At 72.4% G+C, this 18,111-nt stretch carries 17 protein-coding genes; 11 read left to right on the forward strand and 6 right to left on the reverse strand.

All coding sequences use genetic code 11. From position 1 onward, the window contains the following. Positions 1-5: 5 nt before the first annotated feature. A complete protein-coding gene (locus N538_RS0116120) occupies positions 6-611 on the reverse strand; it encodes a TetR family transcriptional regulator (protein ID WP_231496245.1) in 606 nt (201 codons plus the stop codon). Between the two features lie 185 nt (positions 612-796). Between N538_RS0116120 and N538_RS0116125 the strand changes: the two genes are divergently transcribed. From N538_RS0116125 to N538_RS0116135, 3 genes are read left to right on the forward strand one after another with little or no spacing between them, the layout of a single operon-like run. Next, on the forward strand, positions 797-2,041 hold the full coding sequence (locus N538_RS0116125) for a glycosyltransferase family 4 protein (RefSeq protein WP_028638135.1): 1,245 nt from the start codon (positions 797-799) through the stop codon (positions 2,039-2,041). Beyond that, positions 2,035-2,784 carry a class I SAM-dependent methyltransferase gene (locus N538_RS0116130; RefSeq protein WP_028638136.1) on the forward strand — a complete coding sequence of 250 codons (750 nt, stop codon included), beginning with the start codon at positions 2,035-2,037 and terminating at the stop codon, positions 2,782-2,784. Before N538_RS0116125 ends, N538_RS0116130 begins: the two co-directional genes overlap by 7 nt. Continuing rightward, positions 2,781-3,896 (forward strand): prenyltransferase, encoded by a 1,116-nt coding sequence (locus tag N538_RS0116135; RefSeq protein WP_028638137.1) that lies wholly within the window; start codon positions 2,781-2,783, stop codon positions 3,894-3,896. Before N538_RS0116130 ends, N538_RS0116135 begins: the two co-directional genes overlap by 4 nt. Here the strand turns inward: N538_RS0116135 and N538_RS0116140 are convergent. After that, positions 3,855-4,499, reverse strand: a complete 645-nt coding sequence (locus tag N538_RS0116140; RefSeq protein ID WP_028638138.1) for a class I SAM-dependent methyltransferase — start codon at positions 4,497-4,499, stop codon at positions 3,855-3,857. The genes N538_RS0116135 and N538_RS0116140 overlap by 42 nt on opposite strands. Positions 4,500-4,558: 59 nt before the next feature. Between N538_RS0116140 and N538_RS0116145 the strand changes: the two genes are divergently transcribed. After that, positions 4,559-6,610 (forward strand): acyl-CoA dehydrogenase, encoded by a 2,052-nt coding sequence (locus N538_RS0116145; protein ID WP_028638139.1) that lies wholly within the window; start codon positions 4,559-4,561, stop codon positions 6,608-6,610. 100 nt (positions 6,611-6,710) lie between these two features. Then, positions 6,711-8,021: a lytic transglycosylase domain-containing protein gene (locus tag N538_RS27565; protein ID WP_051549359.1), complete on the forward strand. Its 1,311-nt coding sequence runs from the start codon at positions 6,711-6,713 to the stop codon at positions 8,019-8,021. Here N538_RS27565 and N538_RS0116155 read toward each other — a convergent pair. Further along, a complete protein-coding gene (locus N538_RS0116155) occupies positions 7,985-9,256 on the reverse strand; it encodes an alpha/beta hydrolase (protein ID WP_028638140.1) in 1,272 nt (423 codons plus the stop codon). The two genes, N538_RS27565 and N538_RS0116155, sit on opposite strands and share 37 nt — an antisense overlap. A gap of 120 nt (positions 9,257-9,376) precedes the next feature. On the opposite strand from N538_RS0116155, the gene N538_RS25875 reads away from it, so the two are divergent. Further along, a complete protein-coding gene (locus N538_RS25875) occupies positions 9,377-10,837 on the forward strand; it encodes a WS/DGAT/MGAT family O-acyltransferase (protein ID WP_036570773.1) in 1,461 nt (486 codons plus the stop codon). A 2-nt stretch (positions 10,838-10,839) separates the two neighbouring features. Here N538_RS25875 and N538_RS0116165 read toward each other — a convergent pair whose 3' ends face one another. Beyond that, the gene (locus N538_RS0116165; protein ID WP_028638141.1) at positions 10,840-11,787 is read right to left on the reverse strand and encodes an alpha/beta fold hydrolase; all 948 of its coding nucleotides are present in this window, start codon (positions 11,785-11,787) and stop codon (positions 10,840-10,842) included. 89 nt (positions 11,788-11,876) lie between these two features. Here N538_RS0116165 and N538_RS0116170 point away from each other — a divergent pair, with 89 nt between their 5' ends. Genes N538_RS0116170 through N538_RS0116190 form a run of 5 tightly spaced genes read left to right on the forward strand, consistent with a single transcriptional unit; the run spans position 11,877 to position 16,489 of the window. Next, complete coding sequence (locus N538_RS0116170; protein WP_036570774.1) at positions 11,877-14,042, forward strand: acyl-CoA dehydrogenase; 2,166 nt, start codon at positions 11,877-11,879, stop codon at positions 14,040-14,042. Beyond that, a complete protein-coding gene (locus N538_RS29090) occupies positions 14,039-14,560 on the forward strand; it encodes an FAS1-like dehydratase domain-containing protein (RefSeq protein ID WP_028638143.1) in 522 nt (173 codons plus the stop codon). The genes N538_RS0116170 and N538_RS29090 overlap by 4 nt, the downstream gene beginning before the upstream one ends. Continuing rightward, positions 14,557-14,955, forward strand: a complete 399-nt coding sequence (locus N538_RS29095; protein ID WP_028638144.1) for a Zn-ribbon domain-containing OB-fold protein — start codon at positions 14,557-14,559, stop codon at positions 14,953-14,955. The genes N538_RS29090 and N538_RS29095 overlap by 4 nt, the downstream gene beginning before the upstream one ends. After that, positions 14,952-15,329, forward strand: coding sequence for a MaoC family dehydratase (locus tag N538_RS0116185; protein WP_028638145.1), 378 nt, complete (start codon positions 14,952-14,954; stop codon positions 15,327-15,329). Before N538_RS29095 ends, N538_RS0116185 begins: the two co-directional genes overlap by 4 nt. After that, positions 15,326-16,489, forward strand: coding sequence for a lipid-transfer protein (locus N538_RS0116190; RefSeq protein ID WP_028638146.1), 1,164 nt, complete (start codon positions 15,326-15,328; stop codon positions 16,487-16,489). Before N538_RS0116185 ends, N538_RS0116190 begins: the two co-directional genes overlap by 4 nt. Before the next feature lie 37 nt (positions 16,490-16,526). Here N538_RS0116190 and N538_RS0116195 read toward each other — a convergent pair whose 3' ends face one another. Together N538_RS0116195 and N538_RS0116200 are read right to left on the reverse strand one after the other, a co-directional pair. Further along, positions 16,527-17,315 (reverse strand): LLM class flavin-dependent oxidoreductase, encoded by a 789-nt coding sequence (locus N538_RS0116195; RefSeq protein WP_051549360.1) that lies wholly within the window; start codon positions 17,313-17,315, stop codon positions 16,527-16,529. Then, positions 17,312-18,040, reverse strand: coding sequence for a dienelactone hydrolase family protein (locus N538_RS0116200; protein ID WP_028638148.1), 729 nt, complete (start codon positions 18,038-18,040; stop codon positions 17,312-17,314). Before N538_RS0116200 ends, N538_RS0116195 begins: the two co-directional genes overlap by 4 nt. Positions 18,041-18,111: the final 71 nt, after the last annotated feature.

Consider the following 18,111-nt stretch of genomic DNA (forward strand, 5'->3'; position numbering starts at 1 on the left):
CGACCTCAGTCGCGCAGCAGCAGCTTGACCGCGACCTCGATCTGCTGACCGGTCTCGGCGGCGTTGGTGCGGCCGGTGACCCAGCCGACGAGCGCCGAGAGCCAGACGTCGCCGATCACGCGGGCGACCTGGACGTCCTCCTCGGTGACCTCGTCGTGACCGGTGGGGTACATCGCGCGGGTCAGCATCGCGGTGAGCAGCATGCCGACCTGGTGGATCTCGGCGGCGACGGAGGAGTCCGCGAACATGAAGGCCCTGGTGAGCGCCTCGGTGAGCTTCGGGTCGCTCTGCATGCCGCGGGTGGTCCGCTTGAGCACGGTGATGACGCGCTCGGCGGTCGTGTCGCCCTCGATCGGCCGGTCGCGGAGCGCCAGCTCGGTGCGCTCGAACTCGCGCTGCAGCGCGGACACCAGGAGGTGGATCTTCGAGGGGAAGTACCGGTACAGCGTGCCGAGGGCGACGTCGGCGCGCTCGGCGACCGCCCGCATCTGCACCGCGTCGAATCCGCCCTGTGACGCGAGCGCGATGGTCGCGTCGAGGATGCGCTTGCGTCGGTCGCGCTGGGCGGCGGAGCCCAGGTCCTCGACCGTCAGCGAGTTGGCGCTGCTCACACGGACCCCCATGGTGGTCTTCGGTTCGGAACTGGTGGCCCGTCGAGTCTAGAGAACCCCCGAGTGTTCCGCTGGTCAGGGCCACTAGGCTAGCAATTCATGGGCTAAAATAGGAACACGTTCCAGTTTGCCGGTACGGCGCGTCCCCCACGCCCGTCGTTCAGCCAGAGCCAGAGAGGGTGCGGATGCGGGTCGCGCTGTTGTCGTACCGGAGCAAGCCCCACTGCGGTGGTCAGGGCATCTACATCCGGCACCTGAGCCGGGAGCTGGTGGCCCTGGGCCACTCCGTGGAGGTGTTCTCCGGCCAGCCGTACCCGGAGCTCGACCCCGGCGTCGAGCTCACCAGGCTGCCGAGCCTGGACCTCTACCGCGAGCCGGACCCGTTCCGGGTGCCGAAGCTCAAGGAGTTCCGGGACCGGATCGACGTCGAGGAGTTCGCGACGATGTGCGCGGCGGGCTTCCCGGAGCCGAAGACGTTCAGCCTGCGTGCGGTCCGCGCGCTGAGGGACCGGGTCGACGACTTCGACATCGTCCACGACAACCAGGTGCTCGGCTACGGCATGCTCGAGATCGAGAAGCTCGGGCTGCCGCTGATCACCACGCTGCACCACCCGATCAGCTACGACCGCCGCATCGACATCGCCTCCACCCGGAACCCGTGGCGGAAGTTCACGCTGCGACGCTGGTACGGCTTCGTGAAGATGCAGGCGAAGGTCGCCCGGCAGGCACGCCGGATCCTGACGCCGTCGCAGACCTCCCGCCGCGACATCGCCCGCGACTTCGGAGTGGACCCGGCGAGGATGCAGGTCATCCTGCTCGGCGTCGACGACGCCTTCGTGCCGCCCACCAAGCCGCGCGTCCCGGGCCGGATCATGGCGATGGCCAGCGCGGACGCGCCGATGAAGGGCATCTCGACGCTGCTCGAGGCGTTCGCCAAGCTGCGCACCGAGCGCGACGTCGAGCTCGTGCTGGTCACCAAGCCGACGCCGGGCGGCCGCACCGAGCAGCTCATCGAGAAGCTCTCGATCGGCGACGCGGTCCGGTTCGTCCACGGCATCAGCGACGCCGAGCTGGTCGAGCTGATGGGCTCGGCGGAGCTGGCGTGCGTGCCGTCGCTGTACGAGGGATTCTCGCTGCCCACGGCCGAGCTGATGGCCTGCGGCACGCCGCTGGTCGTGTCCGACGCGGGCGCCATCCCCGAGGTGGTCGGCCCGGACGGGCTCTGCGCCGACCTGGTCACCCCGGGCGACGTGGGCGAGCTGGAGGCCGCGATCGCCGCGATGCTCGACGACCCGGACCGCCGGGTGCGGTACGGCCTCGCCGGGCGCAAGCGCGTCGAGGAGCTGTTCAGCTGGCGCGCGGTGGCCCAGAAGGTCGCCGCGGCCTACGAAGAAGTGATCGAGGACTACCGAGGAGAACAGCAGTGCTGACCGTTGACTTCGACCGGCTGGGGCTGCGCCCGGGTGACCGCGTGCTCGACATGGGCGCCGGCGGCGGGCGGCACGCCTTCGAGATGTACCGGCGCGGCGCCGACGTGATCGCGTTCGACATGGACGCCGACGAGCTGGCCGGGGTGCTGGAGATCTTCGGCGCGATGAAGGAGCAGGGCGAGGTCCCCGAGGGCGCCCAGGCCGACATCAAGCAGGGCGACGCGCTCGAGCTGCCCTTCGCGGACGGCGAGTTCGACCGGATCGTCGCCGCCGAGGTCCTCGAGCACATCCACGCCGACGTCGACGCGATCAAGGAGCTGGTCCGGGTCCTCCGCCCGGGGGGCACGCTGGCCATCTCGGTGCCGCGGTGGCTGCCCGAGGTCATCAACTGGAAGCTCTCCGACGACTACCACAACGCCGAGGGCGGGCACATCCGGATCTACACCGACCACGAGCTGGTCGACAAGGTGACCAAGGCCGGCCGCTACAACGACGGCACGCCCGGCGCCGCGATGGTCTTCGAGGGCAAGGAGTACGCCCACGGGCTGCACGCGCCGTACTGGTGGATCAAGTGCGCGGTCGGCGTCGACAACGACGACCACCCGGCCGCGAAGGCGTACCACAAGCTCCTGGTCTGGGAGATCATGAAGCAGCCCCGGGCGCTCCGGTACGCCGGCAAGGTCCTCGACCCGCTGATTGGCAAGAGCATGGTCCTGTACTTCCGCAAGCCGGACGTGGCATGAGCCTTCCCTACGTCGAGGGCGTGCTGAGCCCCAGCCAGGTCGCGGACACCGCGGCGTCCATCGCGGCCATGCAGGAGCCGTGCGGGGCCGTCCCGTGGACCGTGGGCGAGCACGTCGACATGTGGAACCACGTCGAGGCCGCGATGGCCATGCTCGTCGGCGGCCAGGTCGAGGCGGCCGAGCGCGCCTACGCGTGGATGCCGGGCCTGCAGCGCGCGGACGGCTCGTTCCCGATGAAGATCGTGGCCGCTGAGCCCGAGGACGAGCGCGGGGACGTCAACATGTCGGCGTACCTCGCCGTCGGCGTCTGGCACCACTGGCTGGTGCGTCGCGACATCGGGTTCGTGCACCGGTACTGGCCGGTCGTGCGGTCGGCGCTGGACTGGGTCGTGGCGCAGCAGGTGTCGTGGGGCGGCATCAACTGGACGCCCACCGAGGACTTCTGCCTGCTCACGGGCAACGCGAGCATCTACCACTCGCTGCGCGCGGGGGTCGCGCTCGCCGACCTGCTCGACGACCCGCAGCCGGAGTGGGAGCTGGCCGGCGGCCGGCTCGGGCACGCCGTGCGCGAGCACCGCGACCTGTTCGAGGACAAGTCCGCGCACTCGATGGACTGGTACTACCCGGTCCTCGGCGGCGCGGTCCGGGGCCGCGACGCGTTCGAGCTGCTCGAGAGCCGGTGGGACGACTTCGTCCGGCCCGGTCTCGGGATCCTCTGCGTCGACACCAACCCGTGGGTGACCGGCGCCGAGACCTGCGAGCTGGCGCTGGCGCTCGACACGCTCGGCGACCACCGGCGCGCGCTGACGCTGCTGAAGGACATGCAGCACCTGCGCGAGGAAGACGGTCGCTACTGGACCGGCTGGGTCTACGACGACCACACCCAGACCGAGGAGCCGCGCGACGTCCACTGGCCGGTGGAGCACACGACGTACACCGCTGCGGCCGTGATCCTGGCGGTGGACGCGCTCGGCGAGGTCGCGGGGCACAGCACGGCCGGCTCGGGGATCATGCGCGGGACCTCGCTGGCGCCGCACTTCTCCGAGCTCGCGCTCGAGTGCGGCTGCCCGTCAGCCGACTCCGTCGCCGGCGTCACCGGCCGTCCGGCGTAGCACCCGCACCGAGCCCAGCGCCTCCACCTCGGTGAACGCACCGCCCTCGAGCGCGCGGAGGAACACGTGGTACGGCGGCTGCCCGCCGTCCGCCGGGTCCGGGAAGACGTCGTGGATCACGAGCAGGCCGCCACGCATGATCCACGGCGCCCAGCCGGAGTAGTCGTTCTGCGCGTGCTCCTCGGCGTGCCCGCCGTCGATGAACAGCAGGGACAGGGGAGTGCGCCAGAGGGCGCTGACCGTCGTCGACCGGCCGACGACCGCGACCACGACGTCCTCCAGCCCGGCACGCGCGATCGTCCGGCGGAAGACCGGCAGCGTGTCCATCAGCCCGGTCTCGTGGTCGACGAGCGAGGTGTCGTGATGCTCCCAGCCGGCCTGGTTCTCCTCCGAGCCGCGGTGGTGATCCACGGTGAACACCGTCCCGCCCACCTCGCGCGCGGCGGCGCCGAGGTAGATCGCGGACTTGCCGCAGTAGGTCCCGACCTCGAGCGCCGGACCGTGGGGGAGGCGCTCGCGGGCGCACCGGTGGAGCAGCAGGCCCTCGTCCCCGGGCATGAAGCCCTTGGCGTCGAGCGCGTGCGGCAGCAGGTCGGCGGGCATCTCGGTCACGGGGCCGGAGTCTAGTAGGATTGGAACACGTTCTAGTTTCGAGGAGCCGCATGTCCATCGGGATCTCCGACGAGCACGTCGAGCTCGCCTCAAGCCTGCGCAAGTGGGCGTCCGACCTGAAGGGCCGCGAGCTGGCTCGTGCGGCCGAGGACGACCCCGGCGAGACGTTCGCGAGCGCCTGGGGCGCGTTGGTGGAGATGGGCGTGCCGGCGATCGGCGTGCCGGAGTCCGCCGGCGGCGGGGGCGGCACGACCCTCGACGTCGCGGTGGCGCTCGAGGCCTGCGCCCACGAGCTCGTCCCCGGGCCGCTGCTCGGGCCGGCGGTCGCCGCCGCACTGCTCGACGGACTGCCGGAGGACGCGGTGGTCGGACTCGTGCTGGGCGAGGTCGTCTGGGACGCGCCGTCGGCGACCCACGTGCTCGCCGAGGTCGACGGCCGGTGGCGGCTGCTGCCCCGCGGCGCCGTCGAGCTGAGCCCGGTCCTCGGGCTGGACCTGTCCCGCCGCTTCGGCGGCCTGCGGGTGCTGGACCCGGCCGCCGGCGACCCCGTGGACGTGACGACCGGGCTGGTCCGGCGTACTGCCGTCACGCTCGCGGCCGCCGAGGCCGCCGGCGTCGCGCGCTGGTGCCTGGCGACCGCGGTGGAGTACGCCAAGGTCCGCGAGCAGTTCGGGCAGAAGATCGGCAGGTTCCAGGCGATCAAGCACCTGTGCGCCGAGATGCTGGAGACCGCCGAGTCGGTGACGGCGACCGCCTGGGACGTCGCGGCCGTGGCCGGGGGAGACGAGGAGCAGTGGGCGTTCGCGGCCGACGTCGCCGCGGCGATCGCCTTCGACGGCGCGGTCGCGGTCGCCAAGGCCTGCATCCAGGTCCTCGGGGGCATCGGCTTCACCTTCGAGCACGACGCGCACCTCTACCTGCGTCGCGCGCTGACGCTCCGGGCGCTGGTCGGCGACCGCGACGAGGCGGCCGAGCGGCTGACCGCCGCGGCGGTCTCGGGCGTACGACGGCGCGTCGAGCTCGACCTGGAGGGACGCGACGAGCCGCTCCGGGCGGAGGTCCGCGAGAACGTCGAGAGGATCGCGGCGCTGCCGGAGGACGAGCAGCGGGCCGCGTTCGTCGAGACCGGGTACCTGGCGCCGCACTGGCCGGCGCCGTACGGCGTCGGTGCGGACCCGGTGGCCCAGATCGTGATCGACCAGGAGCTCGCCCGGGCCGGCGTGGCTCGTCCGGACATCGTGATCGCGGGCTGGGCGGTGCCGACGATCCTGGAGCACGGCACCGACGAGCAGCGGGAGCGGTTCGTGCGGCCCTCGCTGCTCGGCGACCTGGTCTGGTGCCAGCTCTTCTCCGAGCCCGGTGCGGGATCGGACCTGGCGTCGCTCCGCACGAAGGCCGAGAAGGTCGACGGCGGCTGGCGGCTGACCGGCCAGAAGGTCTGGAACTCGGTCGCCGAGCGCGCCGACTGGGGCATCTGCCTCGCCCGCACCAACCCCGAAGCCAAGAAGCACCAGGGGATCACCTACTTCCTCGTGGACATGAGGAACAGCGACGGCATCGAGGTCCGTCCGCTGCGCGAGATCACGGGCAAGGCGCTCTTCAACGAGGTGTTCCTCGACGAGGTCTTCGTGCCCGACGACCTCGTGGTCGGTGACGTGGACGACGGGTGGAAGCTGGCCCGGACCACCCTCGCCAACGAGCGCGTCGCGATGGGCTCGACCCGGCTGAGCCAGAGCGTCGAGCGGGCGGTCGGGATCGCCGGGGACGGGGTCACGGCGGCGCAGCGGGTCCGCGTCGGCCACGCCGTCGCGCTGTCCACCGTCTGCTCGCTGCTGGGGGTGCGCTCGACGATGCGTTCGCTCGCCGGTCAGGGCCCGGGCGCGGAGTCGAGCGTGGCCAAGCTGCTCGGCGTACGGAACCGCCAGGACGGTGCGGAGCTGGTGGTCGAGCTGCACGGGGACCGGATCCTGCTCGACGCCGACGACCGCCTGACGGCCGACGTGTGGGAGCTGCTCAACACCCGGTGCCTGTCGATCGCCGGCGGTACGACGCAGATCCTCCGCAACGTGGCCGGCGAGCGCATCCTGGGGCTCCCACGCTGAACAGTCGGCTGAATGCCGGGCGAAGGACTCGGCCTTCCTCCGTTTTTCCCCCTTATGGGTTGCGCGACAGTTCCGCGACCGGAGTTACGCTGGCCAGACCATGCCGACCGTGCGACCGCTGCGCCTGGCGCTGACAGCGACGCTCACTCTCGTGAGCGTCGCTGTCGTCGTGCACCCGTGGACGAGTCAGCCGTCCGTCCAGCAGGTGACCGGCCCGATCGACACGCTGGTCACGACCGCGGAGCCCTCGTCGCCCGCACTGCCCGCACTGCCGCCGCTCCCGGTGACCGCGGGCGGCCGGGTCGACGCCGCCCGGGACGTGGCCCCGGCGGCCGCGACGCCGTCCGGCGACATCCCGCTCACGGCGATGCTCGCCTACCAGCGCGCGGCGACCGTCGTCGACCAGGTCGACGGCACCTGCGGGCTGTCCTGGACGCTGCTGGCCGGCGTCGGAGGCGTCGAGTCCGACCACGGCCGGTCCGGTGGCGCCGTTCTCGGTGACGACGGCGTCTCGGCCCCGCTGATCCGCGGTGTCGCGCTGAACGGTGCCGGCGATGTCGCCCGGGTGACCGACACCGACGCCGGACGCCTGGACGGCGACCGGCGCTGGGACCGCGCGGTCGGCCCCATGCAGTTCCTCCCCTCGACCTGGACCAGCGTCGGGGTGGACGCCGACGGCGACGGCAAGCGCTCCGCCGACGACCTCGACGACGCCGCTCTCGGTGCCGCGGTGTTCCTCTGCTCCGCGCCCGGCACGCTCGACACCCGAGCCGGTGTCCGGACCGCTCTGCACCGCTACAACCCGTCGGCGGCGTACGTCGCCCGGGTGATGGCGCTCGCGCACGCGTACCGCACCGGCGACTACACGCTCCCCACCCCGTCCGACGGCCCGAGCATCATCGCCCGCGCGGTGGCGCCGCTGCCGACCGCGGGGCACCCCGGAGCCGGCCAGCACGGGCAGCACGCCGCAGGCCAGCAGCACTCCGCCCAGACCGGCAGCGGGCACCAGGGCAACGGTCACCAGACGGAGCCGGCCCCGCAGCCCACGCCCGACCCGACCCCCGACCCGACGCCCGACCCGACCCCCGACCCGACGCCCGACCCGTCCACCGGCCCGGCTCCTCCGACCGAGCTCACGGGCGTGCTGCAGGCCTGCGGCACCGAGGCCGAGCCGGCCTGGTGCGTGGACGACACGGTCCTCGACGTCGGCGACGCCGCCTACCTGGCCGCCCGCGCGCTGGCCGACTTCGACGCCGACGGCACGACCGAGACGAACGCCGACGAGCTCGCCGGACTCGCCGGCGCCGAGGTCACCGTCACGGTCGCCTCGGCCGGCGACGCGCCGGCTGTGCTGCTGGCGCTCGGCGACGACGACTACGTCGTGGCCGAGGACTCCGACCGCGGCCGCTGATCACGCGCGCGCCGCCAGCCGTTCCAGTGCCAGTGCAGGTACCGGTCGATCGCCCGCACCACGTGCGCGCTGCGGATCGACGGGAACACGTCGAAGGCGTGCTGGGCGCCCGGCAGCTCGGCGTACACGACGGTGGCCCCTGACCTCTCGCGCAGCCGCTCCACGAAGAGCCGGGCCTGCTCGACCGACACGAGTGAGTCGTGCGCGCCGTGCAGGACGAAGAAGTCCGGCGCCTCGTCGGTGATCCGCAGCAGGGGGGTCCCGGCCTCGAAGACCTGCGGGGCCTCGGCCCAGGTGCGCCGGACGACCCGGGGTGCCAGGAAGCGGTCCCGCATCTGTTCGGCGCTGCGCAGGCCCGTGGAGCCGGCGAAGTCGTACACGCCGTAGTGCGGGACCGCGACGGCCACGCTGGTGTCCGCCTCCTCGAAGCCGGGCTGGTACCCCGGGTCGTTCGGGGTGACCGCGGCCAGGGCCGCCAGGTGGCCGCCGGCCGAGCCGCCGGTGATGGCGAGGTACTCCGGGTCGCCGCCGTACTCCTCGATGTTCTCGCGGATCCAGGCGATCGCGCGCTTCACGTCGATGATCTGGGCCGGGAACGGGTCCCGGGGCGCGAGGCGGTAGTTGATGGCGACGCACACCCAGCCCTTCGCGGCGAGGTGCTGCATCAGCGGGATGCCCTGCTGGTCCTTGGTGCCGATCGTCCAGGCGCCGCCGTGCACCTGGAGCAGGACCGGCGCGGCCTCCTGCCCGCGACGATCGCCGGCGGCCGGCCGGTAGACGTCGAGCAGGCCGCGCTTGCCGTGCTCGGGCGCGTAGGCGATGTCCTTCTCGACGACCACGTCGGCGTTGCGCATCCGGAACGGGTTCACCAGCTTCCGCCAGGGGGTGGCGAGCTCGGCCGGAGTCGGCAGCTCGTCGAGCTGCTCGGCGTAGTCCGCGCCGATGCCCTCGGCCAGCGCGTCCTCGGCGTCCTTCTGCACGCGGCGGGCCTGGTCGACGAGGTAGGCCTGACCGGCCAGGTTGAGCGCGGCCAGGGCCAGCCCGCCGCGGCCGCGCGGGCGGCGTACGGCGTGCAGGGCGGTGTCGGCGGCCGTCAGCCCGAGCAGGTGGGGGGCGAGCTCGGTGGTGAGCCAGCCGGCCGCGAACGACGGGATGGCGGTGCGGTAGCCGGGCAACGGGCGGATCGCGTTCGCCGTCAGGGCGGCGGTCACGAGCTGGCGGCGCAGGAACGACATGTCAGCCAATCTAGGAGGGGGTCGATCCGGGAGCAGGACTGAGAGTGTGGTCACGCGTGTCGTCGGCGTGCGACCCTCGTTACGAATTGAAACACGTTCCATTTGGTGAAGGGGAGGCTCATGGAGCGGCTGTCGGGACTCGATGCGAGCTTCCTGTACCTGGAGACGCCGGCGCAGCTGATGCACGTCTGCGGCGTCATCGTGCTGGACCCGGGGACGATGCCGGAGGGCTACTCCTACCCGGCGTTCCGCGACGAGCTCGAGCGGCGGGTCCGCGACGTCCCGGAGTTCACCCGCAAGCTGCGCCGGGTGCCGATGGGCATCGACCACCCGGTCTGGGTGCAGGACAGCCACTTCGACATCGACCGCCACGTGCACCGGCTCGCGCTGCCGTCCCCGGGCGGGTACGCCGAGCTGGTGGAGCTCACCGGCCACCTCGCCGGCCTGCCCCTGGACCGCTCGGCGCCGTTGTGGGAGATGTGGGTGATCGAGGGCTACCAGGACGACAAGGTCGTGGTGTTCTCCAAGATGCACCACGCGACCGTCGACGGCGTCTCCGGCTCGAACCTGATCTCGCACCTCTGCAGCCTGGAGCCGGACGCCGACCCGATGGTGTCCGCCGAGCCGCGGTCCGCCGGCCACGAGCCGGGCCACGCCGAGCTGTTCGGCCGCGGAGTGCTGGGCCTGCTGACCCGGCCGCTCGCCGCCGTACGCCTCGTCGCCCCGTCGGCGCAGCTGGTCACGAAGACGCTCGGCCGGGCCCGGGCGGGCACCGCGATGGCGGCCCCCTTCTCGGCGCCGCGCACGTCGTTCAACGGCACGATCACCGGGCACCGCGCGATCGCGCTGGCCGACATGTCGCTCGACGACATCCGGCAGATCAAGAACGCCACCGGCACCACCGTCAACGACGTGGTGCTCTCCGTCGCCGGCGGCGCGCTGCGCGCGTACCTCGAGGATCGCGACGAGCTGCCCTCGCACTCGCTGCTGGCGACCGTGCCGGTCTCGGTGCGCGAGCAGTCGCAGCGCTCCGGCGGCGCCAACAAGGTCTCGGCCCTGTTCGCCAAGCTCGGCACCGACACCGAGGACCCGCTCGAGCGGCTGCGAGACCTCGCCGAGCGCAACAAGTTCGCCAAGGAGCACCACTCCGCGATCAGCGCCGACTCGCTCCAGGACTGGGCGGAGTTCGCCGCGCCCCGGACCTTCGGCCTCGCGGTGCGCACGTACGCCAGCCTGAAGATGCCCGAGTGGCACCCGGTCGTGCACAACCTGGTGATCTCCAACGTCCCGGGCCCGCCGGTGCCGCTCTACTTCATGGGGGCCCGGATCGAGGCGCTCTACCCGCTGGGCCCGGTGTTCCACGGCGCAGGCCTCAACGTCACCGTCATGTCGAACAACGGCCGGGTGCACGTCGGGATCATCGCCTGCAAGGAGTCGGTGCCCGCCGTCGACGACCTGGTGCAGCGGTTCCCGGCCGAGCTCGCCGCGCTCAAGGCCGCCGTGGTCGCCGCGGACACCCCGACGCCGATCCGGCGGGCCCGCAGGTCCGGTGCGAAGAAGGCGGCCGCCGCGAAGGCGTGAGCTCAGGCCGACTCGGAGGAGGACGGGGGTGAGGGGCTCCGGCGCCGGAAGTCGCGGCGCCGGGCGTTGACGGTGCCGACGGCCTCGACCAGGGCCGGTACGAACAGCCCGGACTCCAGCACGCACGCGGCATGACCGGCCGGGATGTCGTGGATGGTCGCCCCGGGGATCCGGCGCGCGAGCCCGACCTGGTTCTCCGCCGGGAGCACCTTGTCCTTGAGCGTCACCACGACCGCCGTGGGGACGTCGATGCGGTGCAGCCAGGGGCGCGAGTGGTGCCGCCCCAGGGCGGCCACCGCCTGGCCGACCGCCCAGGGCGAGGTGCTGCGGAACTCCTCCACCGCCCAGTCGTGGATGTCCAGCGGTGCGATGCCGAGGGTGCGGTTCGTGGCCCGGCCCGCGGCCCGCGCGGCGCGCGCCGCCGTGCGGTTGCGGGACAGCCCGCGCGTAGCGAGCATCGTGAGCTCCATGCTCGCGTGGAAGCTCCGCTCGGCGACCGTGGAGCGGAACCGGTCCGTGGTCGCGCACAGCACCAGCCCCCCGATCCGGTCCGGGTGCTGGCGCCAGACCCGCTGCGCGACGATCGAGCCCATCGAGAAGCCGGCCACGATCGGCTCGGACAGCCCGAGCTCGTCGATCAGGGCGGCCACGTCGTCGGCACAGTCGACGAGCGAGAACTCGGGCGACTGGATGCCGCGGCCGTGCCAGCGCTGATCCATGGTGACGACGCGGAAGCGCTGCGAGAGCGCCTCGATGGACGGGAACCAGGTGAGCAGACCGGTGCAGCCGACCGCGTGCAGCAGCACGACGGCGGGGGAGTCGGGGCTCGGCCCGGGGGTGTCGGTCACGAAGGTCGACCCGCGCCCCGGGAGGTCGATCATCCGCCCCTGGGGGATCCGCACGTACGGCACGTACACGCGGCTCTTGAGGAGGCCACGCGGGGACAGCATCAGGAGCCTTCTCACTCTCGACGGGCATACGGTTCTGGAGTAGAACAGGTTACAGTTTCGCACGGCAGGTATCCGAACTGCGGCAGGAGATGCTGGTGACCGACGAAGTCGAGGCCGTCCGCTCGGTCGTGCGCGAGGTCCTGGGCCGCGCCACCGACGACGCCGAGGCGACCTGGGCGGCGCTCGGCGCTGCCGGGCTGCTCGCCCTCCCGGTCCCGGAGGCACAGGGGGGCGAGGGGCTCGGGCTGGCCGAGGTCGCCGTGCTGCTCCGCGAGAGCGGTCAGCAGGCGCGGCCGCTCCCGATCTGGGAGACGCTCTGCTGCGGCGTGCTGGCCCTCGCCGCGGCTGCCTCCGAGGACCAGCGGGCCGCGCTGCTGCCCGGCGTGGCCGCGGGCGAGACGCTGCTGACGCCGGCGCTGCGCGACGTGGCGGGCGGGAGCACGACGTACGCCGACGGCACCGTGCGCGGCCGCAAGATCGGGGTCACGTACGCCGACCGCGCGGCCCGGCTGCTGGTGACCGCGTCCTCGGCGGACGGCCCCGTGGTCGCGCTCGTCGACCCGCACGGTCCCGGCGTCGAGCTGCTGGAGTCGATGTCGAGTCTCGGCACGCCGCAGCACACGGTCGTGCTCGACGGCGCGCCGGCCGAGCCGCTGCCGGGAGCGAACGCCGCGCGGGTGCTCGAGGAGCTCGCCGCCGCCGGCCTCTGCCTGACCGCCGCCGGCCTGGTCGCCGGGGCGCGCGACCTCACTGCGACGTACATCAAGGGCCGCACGCAGTTCGGCCGGGCGCTGGCGGAGTTCCAGGCCGTGGCGATGCAGATCGCGGACGTCTACATCGCCTCGCGGACCGTCGACCTGGCCGCGGAGAACGCCGCCTGGCGGATCACGAACGGCCTGGACGTCACCGACGACCTCGCGGTCGCGGCGTACTGGGTGTGCCACGAGGCGCCGGGCGCGATGCGCACCTGCCACCACCTGCACGGCGGCATGGGCGTCGACATCACCTACCCGATGTCGCGCTACTTCTCGTGGGTCACCGACATCGTGCACGCGCTCGACATCCGCCCGGAGGAGGTGCAGGTCGAGGACCCCACCACCAAGAACCTCGAGCTCACCGAGTCCCAGCGCGCGCTCAAGGCCGAGCTGCGCGCGTACTTCACCGGCCTCGCGGACGAGAACGAGCACCGCGACATGGCGCTCGACCGGCACGGCGAGACCTACCAGCGCGTCGTCCGCCAGATGGGGGAGGACGGCTGGATGGGCATCGGCTGGCCGAAGGAGTACGGCGGCCACGGGCTCGGCGAGATCGAGCAGACGATCTTCGCGAACGAGGCCCAGCGCGCCGACGTGCACCTGCCGGCGGTGACGCTGCAGACCGTCGGCCCGACGCTGATCCGGTACGGCACCGAGAAGCAGAAGGACCTGTTCCTGAAGCGGATCCTGGCCGGGGACGTGCACTTCGCGATCGGCTACTCGGAGCCGGACGCCGGCACCGACCTCGCGTCGCTGCGGACCACCGCCAGGCGCGATGGTGACCACTACGTGGTCAACGGGCAGAAGCTGTGGACCACCGGCGGCCACCAGGCCGACTACCTGTGGCTCGCGGTGCGCACCGACCCGGACGCCCCGAAGCACCGGGGCATCTCGATCCTGATCGTCGACACCACGGACCCGGGCTACTCACACACCCCGATCATCACCGCCGACGGGTCGCACCACGTCAACGCGACGTACTTCAACGACGTACGTGTCCCCGTCGACATGCTGGTCGGTGAGGAGAACCAGGGCTGGAAGCTGATCACCACCCAGCTCAACCACGAGCGCGTGATGCTCGGCCCGGCCGGCCGGCTCGAGGGCCTGCGGGACCGGGTGGCGGAGTGGGCCACCAAGGCGGGGGTCGTCGACCGGCCCGACGTACGCCGAACGATGGGCGGGGTGACGGCGGTGTTCCGCGTCAACGAGCTGCTCAACTGGGAGGTCGCGCGAGCCGCCGCGGTGGGCGAGATCTCCGTGGGCGACGCGTCGTCCTCGAAGGTGTTCGCGGCCGACCAGGTCCAGCACCTCGCGGCCGACCTGGCCGGCATCGTGCACCGGTACGGCGACCCGTCGGACGAGGAGACCGACCAGCTGATGAGATACCTGGACGGGCAGGCCAAGCGGAACCTCGTCCTCACCTTCGGTGGCGGCGTGCAGGAGGTGCAGCGCGAGCTGATCGCGATGTTCGGCATGGGCCTGCCGCGGGTGCCCCGATGAGTGGCGACGCGAGCACGGACCGGCACCGGCGGATCATGGCCGAGGCCGAGCGGATCAAGGCGCTCGGCGAGGCCTCGGAGTCGATGGCACCGTACGAGGTGAACCAGCCGACGATCGGCACCTGGCTGGACGCGATGGGCTACGAGAACGACCGGTTCCGCAAGGGCGAGGCGCCGCCGTCGATGGCGCAGGTGTGGACGATGCCCGGGCTCGGGCGCCGTCGTCCCGACGACGACCCGCTGAGCCGGATGATGGAGGTGCTGACCGCCGAGGGCTACACCGCAGTGCTCGGCACCAACTGCGAGCAGACCTACGAGCGCTACCTGCGCGTGGGCGAGGAGCTCCGGGTCACCACGGCGCTCGACTCGGTGGCCGGGCCGAAGAGCACCGCGATGGGCGAGGGCTACTTCGTGACGTCGCGGAACGCCTGGTACGTCCGCCATCAGGACGGGCAGACCGAGAAGGTCGCCTCGATGCTGTTCCGGGTGCTCAAGTTCGTCCCGAGGGAGAAGGCATGACCGCCGGCGTCATCCGGCCCATGATCGGGCAGGACTCCCGGTTCTTCTGGGAGGGGACGGCGCTCGGCGAGCTGCGGATCCAGACCTGCAACGCGTGTGGCCTGCTCCGCTTCCCGCCGGGGCCGGCCTGCCCGTCGTGCGGCGCCCTGGACCGCGGCCACGTGGTGGCCGCCGGCACCGGCACGGTCTTCTCGTACGTCGTGCACCGGCACCCGCCCGTCCCGGGCAAGGAGCTGCCGATCGTGATCGCGCTGATCGACCTCGACGAGGGCGTGCGGATGGTCGGCGAGGTCGTGGACGTGGCCGACGACGAGATCGAGATCGGGATGCCGCTGCGGGTGGACTACCGGCGCATCGACGACGAGCTGACGCTGCCCGTGTGGAGGAGAGCATGAAGGTGGGCGAGACGATCCCCGAGTGGTCGCTGCCGATGACCCCGACGACGATCGTGAGCACCGCGATCGCGACGCGGGACTGGCAGGACGTCCACCACGACCGCGACGTCGCGCAGGCGGCCGGGTCGAAGGACATCTTCATGAACATCCTGACCACCAACGGCCTGGTCGAGAAGTACGTCGTCGACTGGGCCGGCCCGGACACCGAGCTCAAGGGCATCGCGATCCGGCTCGGGGCGCCCGCGCACCCCTACGACACCCTGACGTTCAGCGGCACCGTCGACTCCGTCGAGGACGGGATCGCGACGATCTCGGTCGTCGGCCGGGTCTCGCTCGGCGACCACGTCACCGGGACCGTGCAGGTGGCGGTGTGAGCCTCTACCGCAGGGCCGCGATCGCCGGTATCGGCGCGACCGAGTTCTCCAAGGAGTCCGGCCGCTCCGAGCTCCAGCTCTCCGTCGAGGCGGTGCAGCACGCGCTGGCCGACTGCGGGCTGACGCCCGCGGACGTCGACGGGTTCACGACGTTCACCATGGACACCTCCTCGGAGATCGCGGTCGCCCGCGAGCTCGGCTGCGGCGAGCTGCGGTTCTTCAGCCGGATCAACTTCGGCGGCGGCGGCGCGTGCGCGACCGTGCAGCAGGCCGCGATGGCGGTCGCCACCGGCGTGGCCGACTGCGTGGTGGCGTACCGCGGCTTCAACGAGCGGTCCGGCTCGCGCTTCGGCCAGTTCTCGGTCGCGGCGGCGACCCAGGTGAACACCAACGGCCTCGACAACGCCTGGACCTATCCGATGGGCCTCGGGACCCCGGCCGCGACGGTCGCCATGCAGGCGCGGCGCTACCTGCACGAGTACGGCGCCACCTCGGAGGACTTCGGCCGCGTGGCCGTGGCCGACCGGAGGCACGCCGCCACGAACCCGAACGCGTTCTTCTACGGCAAGCCGATCACGATCGAGGACCACCAGGCCTCGCGGATGATCGTCGACCCGCTGCACCTGCTCGACTGCTGCCAGGAGAGCGACGGCGCGGTCGCGCTGGTGATCGTCTCGGCCGAGCGCGCCCGCGACCTCGCCCGGAAGCCGGCGTACGTCTCGGCGGCGGCCCAGGGCAGCGGCGTGGACCAGTTCGTGATGACGTCGTACTACCGCGACGACATCGGCATCCCGGAGATGGGCGTCGTCGGGCGCGAGCTGTGGCGGCAGAGCGGACTCGGCCCCGACGACATGCAGATGGCGATCCTCTACGACCACTTCACGCCGTACGTCCTCATGCAGCTCGAGGAGCTCGGCTTCTGCGGCCGCGGCGAGGCGCCCGGCTTCGTCGCCGACGGCGCCATCGAGATCGGCGGCAAGCTCCCGCTGAACACCCATGGCGGCCAGCTCGGGGAGGCCTACATCCACGGCATGAACGGCATCGCCGAGGCCGTCCGCCAGGTCCGCGGCACCTCGGTCAACCCGGTCCGCAACGTCGAGCACGTCCTCATCACCGCCGGCACGGGCGTCCCCACCTCGGGCCTGGTGCTGTCCGCCTGACCGGGTCGTCCGCCTCTGGGCGGTGAATACGCCGCCCTCAGGCGGACGACCCGAAGCCCGGACCCGCGTCGACCAGGCGTTCCACGTCCGCGAGGTCCAGGTCGAAGGGACCCACCCGGGTGAGGACCCAGGACGCGCCGCTGTCCAGCCACGGCTCGTGGTCCTGGTCGGCGCGCAGGTCGACGACCAGGTCGTACGGCGCTCCCGGCACCTGGTCGGCCACCGTCGTCACGTCGGCCGGCGAGCCGAGCCCGATCACGAAGAACCCGTCGTACGCCGCGGCCCGGCGCATCGGAGCGGCGTTCGGGAACCGGCCCGCGAGCCAGATGGGCACCCGCGGCGCCGGGAGGAACCGCACGTCGCGCGCGACGTAGTGGGGACCCTCGTGGGCCACCTGTCCACCCGACAGGAGATCGGTGAGCACCGCGAGGCCGTCGTCGAGCATCTCACCGCGGACCCGCGGCGAGGCCTCGTCGCCGAACGCGCTGAACTCGCCCACCCAGTCGTCGCCGAGGCCGAGCCCGAGGACGAACCGGCCCTCGGAGAGCACGGCGAGCGAGGCCGCCTGGCGGGCCAGGACCTGCGGCCGCCGGCGGGCCAGGGGAGTGACCATCGGGCCGAACAGGACCGACGAGGTGCGCATGGCCACGGCCGCGCAGCAGGTCCACACGTCCGCGATGGCCGACACGCGCTCGCCGTACTGCAGGTGGTCCCAGAGGAAGAACCCCTCCCAGCCCGCCGCCTCGGCACGAGCCGCGAGATCGCCGACCACCCGCGGGTCGGCGAGGGCGTCGAACGGCGCGACGAACAGTCCGCGGCGGATCACGAGAGCTTCTCGCCGAAGAACGCCAGTACGCGGTCGACCGCCTCCTGGGAGCGGTGCTCGGTGACGGTCGAGTGACCCCTGCCCTCCAGTTCGACCCGGATGAACGCGTCACCGATCTCCCGGGTGAGGGTGTCGAAGCGGGTCCCGACCGCGGGGTCCTTCCGGTAGCGCAGCCCGAGGACCTCGCAGCCGCCGGCGGCCCGCGAGCGTACGGCGGCCAGGTCGCCGGCCGACAGGTTCAGGTCGGCCGCGCGGCGGCGGCCCACGGCGAACGGCAGCGACGGCTGCGCCAGCACCGGCGCCGCCACGGAGGTGTCGACCATCATCGCGAGCGCGAACCCCCCGGTGAAGCACATCCCGAGGGCGCCCACGCCGGGTCCGCCGAGCTCCTCGTGGAGCGAGCGGGCCAGGCTGCGCAGCCAGACCGCGACCGGCGATGTCTCGCCACGGGCCATCGTGGTGAACTCGCGGCTGACGCACGTCCGCGGCAGGACCTTGAGCACGTTGACCGCCGTCATCGGCGCCTCGGGCGTGCCGAGCAGCTGCGGCATCACCACCGTGTAGCCGGCCGCGACCACCTCCTCGCCGAACCCGATGACGCCCGGCGTCAGTCCCGGCATCTCGTGGATCACGATCACGCCCGGGCCGGTCCCCTTGCGGTACGTCGGGTGCGTGGTCCCGTCGTCGCTGTGGGTGCCGTGCGTCCAGCTCGACAGGAGGCTCATGGGGACGAGTATGTCGGGCCGCGATGAGTTCGCGGCTCCGCCCGGATCACAGGAGACGAGGGCAGCAGCAG

It is taken from the genome of Nocardioides sp. URHA0032 (genome assembly GCF_000620645.1).
Lineage (GTDB): Bacteria > Actinomycetota > Actinomycetes > Propionibacteriales > Nocardioidaceae > Nocardioides.

What these genes read in the sequence shown, in the direction of transcription:
- N538_RS0116170 (WP_036570774.1), top strand. Translation starts at nt 11,877, where the DNA reads ATGCTGGTGACCGACGAAGTCGAGGCCGTCCGCTCGGTCGTGCGCGAG.
- N538_RS25875 (WP_036570773.1), top strand. Translation starts at nt 9,377, where the DNA reads ATGGAGCGGCTGTCGGGACTCGATGCGAGCTTCCTGTACCTGGAGACG.
- N538_RS0116165 (WP_028638141.1), bottom strand. Translation starts at nt 11,787, where the DNA reads ATGCTGTCCCCGCGTGGCCTCCTCAAGAGCCGCGTGTACGTGCCGTAC.
- N538_RS0116145 (WP_028638139.1), top strand. Translation starts at nt 4,559, where the DNA reads ATGTCCATCGGGATCTCCGACGAGCACGTCGAGCTCGCCTCAAGCCTG.
- N538_RS0116135 (WP_028638137.1), top strand. Translation starts at nt 2,781, where the DNA reads ATGAGCCTTCCCTACGTCGAGGGCGTGCTGAGCCCCAGCCAGGTCGCG.
- N538_RS0116185 (WP_028638145.1), top strand. Translation starts at nt 14,952, where the DNA reads ATGAAGGTGGGCGAGACGATCCCCGAGTGGTCGCTGCCGATGACCCCG.
- N538_RS0116200 (WP_028638148.1), bottom strand. Translation starts at nt 18,040, where the DNA reads ATGAGCCTCCTGTCGAGCTGGACGCACGGCACCCACAGCGACGACGGG.
- N538_RS0116125 (WP_028638135.1), top strand. Translation starts at nt 797, where the DNA reads ATGCGGGTCGCGCTGTTGTCGTACCGGAGCAAGCCCCACTGCGGTGGT.
- N538_RS0116140 (WP_028638138.1), bottom strand. Translation starts at nt 4,499, where the DNA reads ATGCCCGCCGACCTGCTGCCGCACGCGCTCGACGCCAAGGGCTTCATG.
- N538_RS27565 (WP_051549359.1), top strand. Translation starts at nt 6,711, where the DNA reads ATGCCGACCGTGCGACCGCTGCGCCTGGCGCTGACAGCGACGCTCACT.
- N538_RS29095 (WP_028638144.1), top strand. Translation starts at nt 14,557, where the DNA reads ATGACCGCCGGCGTCATCCGGCCCATGATCGGGCAGGACTCCCGGTTC.
- N538_RS0116155 (WP_028638140.1), bottom strand. Translation starts at nt 9,256, where the DNA reads ATGTCGTTCCTGCGCCGCCAGCTCGTGACCGCCGCCCTGACGGCGAAC.
- N538_RS29090 (WP_028638143.1), top strand. Translation starts at nt 14,039, where the DNA reads ATGAGTGGCGACGCGAGCACGGACCGGCACCGGCGGATCATGGCCGAG.